Origin of the sequence: Aquamicrobium defluvii (assembly GCF_004363725.1) — a bacterium.
In the GTDB taxonomy this organism is placed as follows: Bacteria; Pseudomonadota; Alphaproteobacteria; order Rhizobiales; family Rhizobiaceae; genus Mesorhizobium; species Mesorhizobium defluvii.
In genome coordinates this window covers 31581-37196 of the sequence record NZ_SNZF01000035.1, presented here as the reverse complement: position 1 = coordinate 37196, position 5616 = coordinate 31581, and the positions used below count along the sequence as shown (strand labels likewise).

At 61.3% G+C, this 5616-nt stretch carries 6 protein-coding genes; 3 read left to right on the top strand and 3 right to left on the bottom strand.

Translation table 11 applies throughout. The features are described from left to right. Window positions 1–215: 215 nt before the first annotated feature. On the top strand, window positions 216–401 hold the full coding sequence (locus DES43_RS19395) for a hypothetical protein (protein ID WP_133676063.1): 186 nt from the start codon (window positions 216–218) through the stop codon (window positions 399–401). Window positions 402–643: 242 nt separating this feature from the next. Beyond that, window positions 644–1573 (top strand): ArdC family protein, encoded by a 930-nt coding sequence (locus tag DES43_RS19390; RefSeq protein ID WP_133676061.1) that lies wholly within the window; start codon window positions 644–646, stop codon window positions 1571–1573. A 45-nt stretch (window positions 1574–1618) separates the two neighbouring features. On the opposite strand, the gene DES43_RS19385 is transcribed toward DES43_RS19390, so the two are convergent. Genes DES43_RS19385 through DES43_RS19375 form a run of 3 tightly spaced genes read right to left on the bottom strand, consistent with a single transcriptional unit; the run spans window position 1619 to window position 4420 of the window. Then, window positions 1619–2734 (bottom strand): DUF4268 domain-containing protein, encoded by a 1116-nt coding sequence (locus DES43_RS19385; protein ID WP_133676059.1) that lies wholly within the window; start codon window positions 2732–2734, stop codon window positions 1619–1621. Continuing rightward, window positions 2721–3737: a hypothetical protein gene (locus tag DES43_RS19380; protein WP_208110858.1), complete on the bottom strand. Its 1017-nt coding sequence runs from the start codon at window positions 3735–3737 to the stop codon at window positions 2721–2723. Before DES43_RS19380 ends, DES43_RS19385 begins: the two co-directional genes overlap by 14 nt. Continuing rightward, the gene (locus DES43_RS19375; RefSeq protein WP_133676055.1) at window positions 3737–4420 is read right to left on the bottom strand and encodes a hypothetical protein; all 684 of its coding nucleotides are present in this window, start codon (window positions 4418–4420) and stop codon (window positions 3737–3739) included. The genes DES43_RS19380 and DES43_RS19375 overlap by 1 nt, the downstream gene beginning before the upstream one ends. 878 nt (window positions 4421–5298) lie before the next feature. Between DES43_RS19375 and DES43_RS19365 the strand changes: the two genes are divergently transcribed. Further along, window positions 5299–5613: a DUF736 domain-containing protein gene (locus DES43_RS19365; protein WP_133676053.1), complete on the top strand. Its 315-nt coding sequence runs from the start codon at window positions 5299–5301 to the stop codon at window positions 5611–5613. The last annotated feature ends 3 nt before the right edge of the window (window positions 5614–5616 follow it).

Sequence of the window (5616 nt, the reverse complement as noted above, 5' to 3'; positions counted from 1 at the left end):
CTTTCATGGAACGGTCCCTCCTTGTGGCGTTTACAACAACGACCACGTTAGCACTTTGATGCTGTCGGAGCGGGCCGTTCCACCTCATCAAGGGGTCCGCTACGCAAAGCGTGCGGCCGCTCCGGCTTCGCCTGACGCGGTGATCGCGCCCGGGACCGGGCCTTTCGAGGAGCCATCGAGCGGGAATTGACCCGCTCCCAAGATGGAGCCCTCAAATGTCGCACAACCTCGAACTCGCCCAAAAACATGCCTGGAACCTCGCCCGCACCCTCATGACCACCGTGATCCTCTTCCGGTCCGACAACGAGTATGGCGTCCTGCCTGCCGATGAGCTCGAGGACGCCGAAGTCGAGGCCCTTTACGAGTACGATCCTCACACGGGTAGCCGCTCGGTTCATTGAACCGAGCCTTCCCCGTCATCGCAACAGGGCGGCGCAATGCGCCGCCATTCTTCTTCCTCTCGCCCGAATGCAGCCCCGTCCGGTCCCGGTCCTGGCGGGGCCGGACAGGCTGCGCAACGGCTGCGCCGTCCGCCGCTTCGCTCCGGCCCTGCGGGTGCGCCGCCTGCCGTGCTGCCCCGCCCTTTTCGGTCCTCGTGACGGGGCCGCGATCGGCGCGGCCTCCAAAATGGAGGTTCATGAAAATGAGCAGGAAAGAAAAGAGCGCAGCCCGGGTCGATATCTATGCGCGGATTACGGAGCGGATCGTCGCGCAGCTCGAAGAAGGTGTTCGCCCATGGGTGCAGCCCTGGCGCGCCGGCAATGCAGCCGGGCGCATCACGCGGCCGCTGCGCCACAATGGCGAGCCCTATTCCGGCATGAACGTGCTGCTGCTGTGGTCCGAAGCCATGGCGCGCGGCTACGCCGCGCCGATCTGGATGACGTTCAAGCAGGCAAGCGAGCTGGGCGCGCATGTCCGCAAGGGCGAAACGAGCAGCACCGTCATCTATGCCAGCCGGTTCACCAAGACCGAAACCGATGCGCGCGGCGATGAAGTCGAGCGCGATATTCCGTTCCTGCGGGCATATGGCGTCTTCAATGTCGAACAGATCGAGGGCCTACCCGAGCACTACTACCATAAGCCCGCCCCGGTTATCGACCCGGTCGAACGGATCGAGAGTGCCGACCGCTTTTTCGCCAATGCTGGGGCGACCGTCAGACACGGTGGCGCGCGGGCGTTCTACGCCACGTCCAGCGACCATATCCAGATGCCGCCCTTCGAGACGTTTCGGGATGCGGCTTCGTATGTCGCTGTTCTCAGCCACGAGCATATCCACTGGACAGCCAAGGCCGATCGTGTGGGGCGCGATCTCACCCGCTATGCCAAAGAGAAAACCGAGCGGGCGCGCGAAGAACTCGTCGCCGAAATCGGCTCGGCTCTGCTGTGTGCGGATCTCGGCATCGTGCCCGAACTCGAACCGCGGCCCGACCACGCGGCCTATGTCGGCAGTTGGCTCACCGTGCTGGGCGATGACAAGCGCGCCATCTTCCAGGCCGCTGCCCATGCCCAGCGGGCCGTCAATTTCCTCCACGCGTTGCAGCCGGCCGCGTCTGACGGGCGCCAGGCGGCCTGATGTTTGACCCACTACATGTCTCGGGGGAAGGCATCGGCCCTTCCCCTAGCGCACCAGACCGCGAATGCGGTCCATCTGCGAATCCAGCGCCCTTTCCAGACGAACCATGGCGTCGGTCATGAAGGCGGTCATCTCGTCCCAACTGTCCTCGTCGAATACATTCGCCTTCCTCTCGATCTTCAGCCGGCTGCTGCGCTTTTCGTCGAGGCGCTCCCATTCGATCTCTGCTCCGGCCAAGCGCTCCATCTCGTCCCCGTTGGCAAGGAGCGTGTCGAAGATCAGCTTGTTTTCGTCCCGATCGCCACGGTCGATATAGATTTCAGCCCGTCCGTAGGTTCGTGTCGCCGAGAAGTTGAGCCCGAGCCCACGCATGCCGGAACCGGCCGAAATCCAGTTGAACTTCTGAGGAGAGATATTGGCGAACGTGGAGTTCTTCTCGTTCATGACGGCGAGCAGACGAGCCCAAAACTTCAGACGAAGGGTGTGGCGTCCCGCCTGCGCCTCAGCTCCAACGATCTCGTCCTGCGCCTTGACTGCCAACCCTATCATGTACTCTTCAGCTTCCTTCGTCGGGATGATCTGATCGACGCTCAGGAACAAGTCCTCTTCTTGGGAATAGACCGTGGCACGGAAGCACTGCAGCCGGACCCCGTAGTTCATCAGCCACAGCACTGTCGAGGTCACTTCCTTTCGAAAGCGTGCAGCGACGAGGACGAGCCGCTGTGTAACTCCCTGATTGAGCCGGAGATCCTGGAAGTCGTCCACTTCGAAGAATTCGAGGAGACGCTCCTCGGCCGACGCCCCTGGCTCGGTCTTCGTCAGGTATTCCTGGAAGATAGTCCGGATCCCGTCTCGGGACAAACCGGAGCAGTAGGAAGCATATTTCAGCGCCTGCCAAGTCACGTCCTTACCGGCATCATCGAGCTTGTTTTCGATGATGACGAGCGCGCCCTGCTTGTCGAGAGCGAGCAGGTCCAGGCGTTCATGCGTATCCGAGAACCCAGCGAATTCCTTCTGAATGATCAGTAGGTCCTCGCCCAGGATAGAGGGATTCTTCGCGATCCATTCCTGGAGATGATCGCGTTCGCGGAAGCCAAGCGAGGAGAACGACCTCTCCTGCAGTGAGGAGATGGCGTTGGCGCTGCGATCAATCCTGTACATCGGTTGCTCCGGCAGCGGGAACCTGCTTCGTCTCGTGGACCTGCAAATGCAAGTGATTTGCTACCCCCATTCGTCTCCAAAAAAGGATGGCCAATCCCGCGATCAGCATCGGCATGACGATAGTCTTGATCAGATAGGCGATCAGGAATTCGAAGGATGCGGAGACGATTTCGCCGACCCGGCTGGTGAATTCCGGAATCTTTGCGATCAAGTCCCAGGCTTGGCCACCAAGGTTTCCCGCGCCGCCAACCACGTTCGAGAACGCACCGGTTGTCGCACTTGCTACCGAACTCGCCCCTGAAGTGATCCCGCCGAGAACCGTGGAGAATATCCCTTCTTCCTCCGCGGGCTTCTCGCTGGCAACCAGAACCTCGTCGGCGACCTCCTCCTCGATGGTAGCTAGGTCGATCATCTGTCCTTCTGCCTCGGCGACTTCGGATGAGAAAGATTCGAACGCGGCAACCGCGCGGTCCCAGGAAGGACCGGTGATGGACTCACCGAAAAGATATCCGACGGTGTATGCTCCCGGTACGATCAGCGCGATCAGGATGCCTATGCTGACGAGACCGTGGGCCAGACGCTGCAATTGGACGCGAACGGCGCCGCTGATCCTCTCCACATGCCCTAGTGCCACATGGATGACCAGTCCGAACGCCGCCAACCCAGCGCCCAATTTTGCGGCAGGCACGATGATGACGCCCAGTACGCCGGACACGATCATCAGAGGGAACATCATGTCGCCGAAGCGTTGTAGTGTGTCGAGAAGCGATTGCAGCGTCTTGCCGGGCATGAAGGTTACGGAAGCCACGACAGCACTGGCTTCGATCTGCGTTTCAGCCACCATCGAGACCAATCGGCTGATCACCCGGTAGCTGGTGTAGACACCCGCAGCCACCAGCGAGGATTCCTGATTGTAGCCGGCCGCGACCGTGGCCAGCGGGTTCACAAAGACCAAGAGTATCGCGATTGCGAGGAATACGTAGGATGGTCTGATCTTCGGCATCATGCAGCCTTATAGACACGGGGGTTGTCGATGCCGATGACGCCCGAATATCCGGTCATGAGGCCGTTCTTGTCGAGTTCGATATAAGCGCGCTTGCTTCGACGTCCGACCGCGAGGAAGACCATGGCATCCGTGGCACGCTCCAGCAGCCGGAGCGCGTTGCCCTCCCCGTCGTAGTGGGTGATCTCCTGCTCACCGGTCTCGCGAAACCCCAAATCCTCCAAGAATTCATGGTTGGCCTCAGCGATGGCGAAACGTCGGAGCCGTCCTGGGCGCTGGAATAGTCCGACGACCAAGCCAAGAGCAAGGGCCGCTGCGGTGAAGCTGGCCGCGACAACTATTGCCATGGCTCCTGTTGCGGCCTGCGGTTGATCCGACAGCATCGCGATGGCGACGAGAGTCAATCCAAAGGCTATTGCAGTCCCGAGGACAACAAGCGCCAAGGATTCGGCACAACCTGTGAGGACCCAGACCGGCGAACGTTGGGGATAGCCTCTTATGAGGTTTCGACCCCCGAGGAACGGCAGGCTCAAAGAAGCGAACATGGCGATCAGAACCATGATCGCCAGATAATTCTTCTTCGCATGGCGCCAGGCGTTGCGACCTATTCCCAGCCCGAATCCGGCGAGCGCCGCACCGCCGACGCCCGCTGCAGCGTAGGCGAGAACCGATCTCTTTCTCATAGCCCCCCAACCATCAGTATTTCAGCGTCACAGTGGACAACTGTAGAAGGTCGGTCAATCCAAATCAGGCACCAGTCCAGTCTGGTAGATTACCTTGGCTCACCGTATTCGCCGAAATGCTAAGTGTGCCGGCCGATGCGTGGATAGTCGCTCGACAGCTGGGTCCGGGTTTGACAATCGCTCAGCGGTACGGATCCACGGTCCGGTCGGCGTAAGGTGATATGGGGCTGGTGCGATGGCCCCGAGGAACGCCGACGTCGATCACGCGGCCTCGCGGATGAACCTGCACGCGTTGGCCTTACTGCCGGCGCTGGGGAGCCAGCTCGCTTTTCCTTCTCCATCGGAGAGCGTTGAACACTAGCGCTGGCTGGCGGGGTCGATGCAGCACCGATCAGGCAGAAGCAGCCTCCAACTGGTGCGGTTCCGCCAATGACCGAACAGCGCACAGCTGCCAGCCAAGTTGCGATTGGGCGAACGGGCAAGGATGTCGTTGGTCGCCAATACCGAAGGCGCTGGCCGCGATGAAGTGGTCGGGCTGCCTGCTTCGAGGCGGATTTCATCGGCGTGCCCAGGGCACGTGTGCGGATACCATGACGGTGTGTCCTTTCCTCGAACGCGTGACTGGCCCTTTCTTCGGCTCGATGTGGCATGTCTGACCTTAAACCGGCTTCGCCTCGATCGTTCTCCCGCAACGGCCTCCTGCGACTTTCTTCCCCTGCCGGCTACGCCGCCATTCCTCGCGGTTCAAGAAAGCCGCTCCCGGTCGCCCTCCATTGCATTGCGGCCTCTTCGAGATGCGGTCCGATCGTCTCCGGTCTTTCGACTGCCATCGAGGCCGCGAAGGGCGCGGCCCGAACCAAGCGAAAAGGAACATCACCATGGCGACCATCGGCACCTTCACCAGCACCGCCAACGGCTTCACCGGCACGATCAAGACCCTCAACCTGAACGTCAAGGCGCGCGTCGCGCGGGTCGAGAACCCTTCCGACAAGGGCCCGCACTTCCGGATCTTCGCGGCGGGCAATGTAGAGCTCGGGGCCGCCTGGCAGAAGACCGCCCGGGAGAGCGAGCGCGACTACCTCTCGGTCAAGCTGGACGATCCGAGCTTCCCGGCTCCCATCTACGCCACCCTGATCGAGGTGGAGGGCGAGGAAGACCTCCAGCTGATCTGGTCCCGGCCGAACCGGGACTGAGGT

Bases quoted from the DNA above. Each gene is read 5' to 3' on its own strand.
- DES43_RS19395 (WP_133676063.1), top strand. From the start codon at position 216: ATGTCGCACAACCTCGAACTCGCCCAAAAACATGCCTGGAACCTCGCC.
- DES43_RS19390 (WP_133676061.1), top strand. From the start codon at position 644: ATGAGCAGGAAAGAAAAGAGCGCAGCCCGGGTCGATATCTATGCGCGG.
- DES43_RS19385 (WP_133676059.1), bottom strand. From the start codon at position 2,734: ATGTACAGGATTGATCGCAGCGCCAACGCCATCTCCTCACTGCAGGAG.
- DES43_RS19380 (WP_208110858.1), bottom strand. From the start codon at position 3,737: ATGCCGAAGATCAGACCATCCTACGTATTCCTCGCAATCGCGATACTC.
- DES43_RS19375 (WP_133676055.1), bottom strand. From the start codon at position 4,420: ATGAGAAAGAGATCGGTTCTCGCCTACGCTGCAGCGGGCGTCGGCGGT.
- DES43_RS19365 (WP_133676053.1), top strand. From the start codon at position 5,299: ATGGCGACCATCGGCACCTTCACCAGCACCGCCAACGGCTTCACCGGC.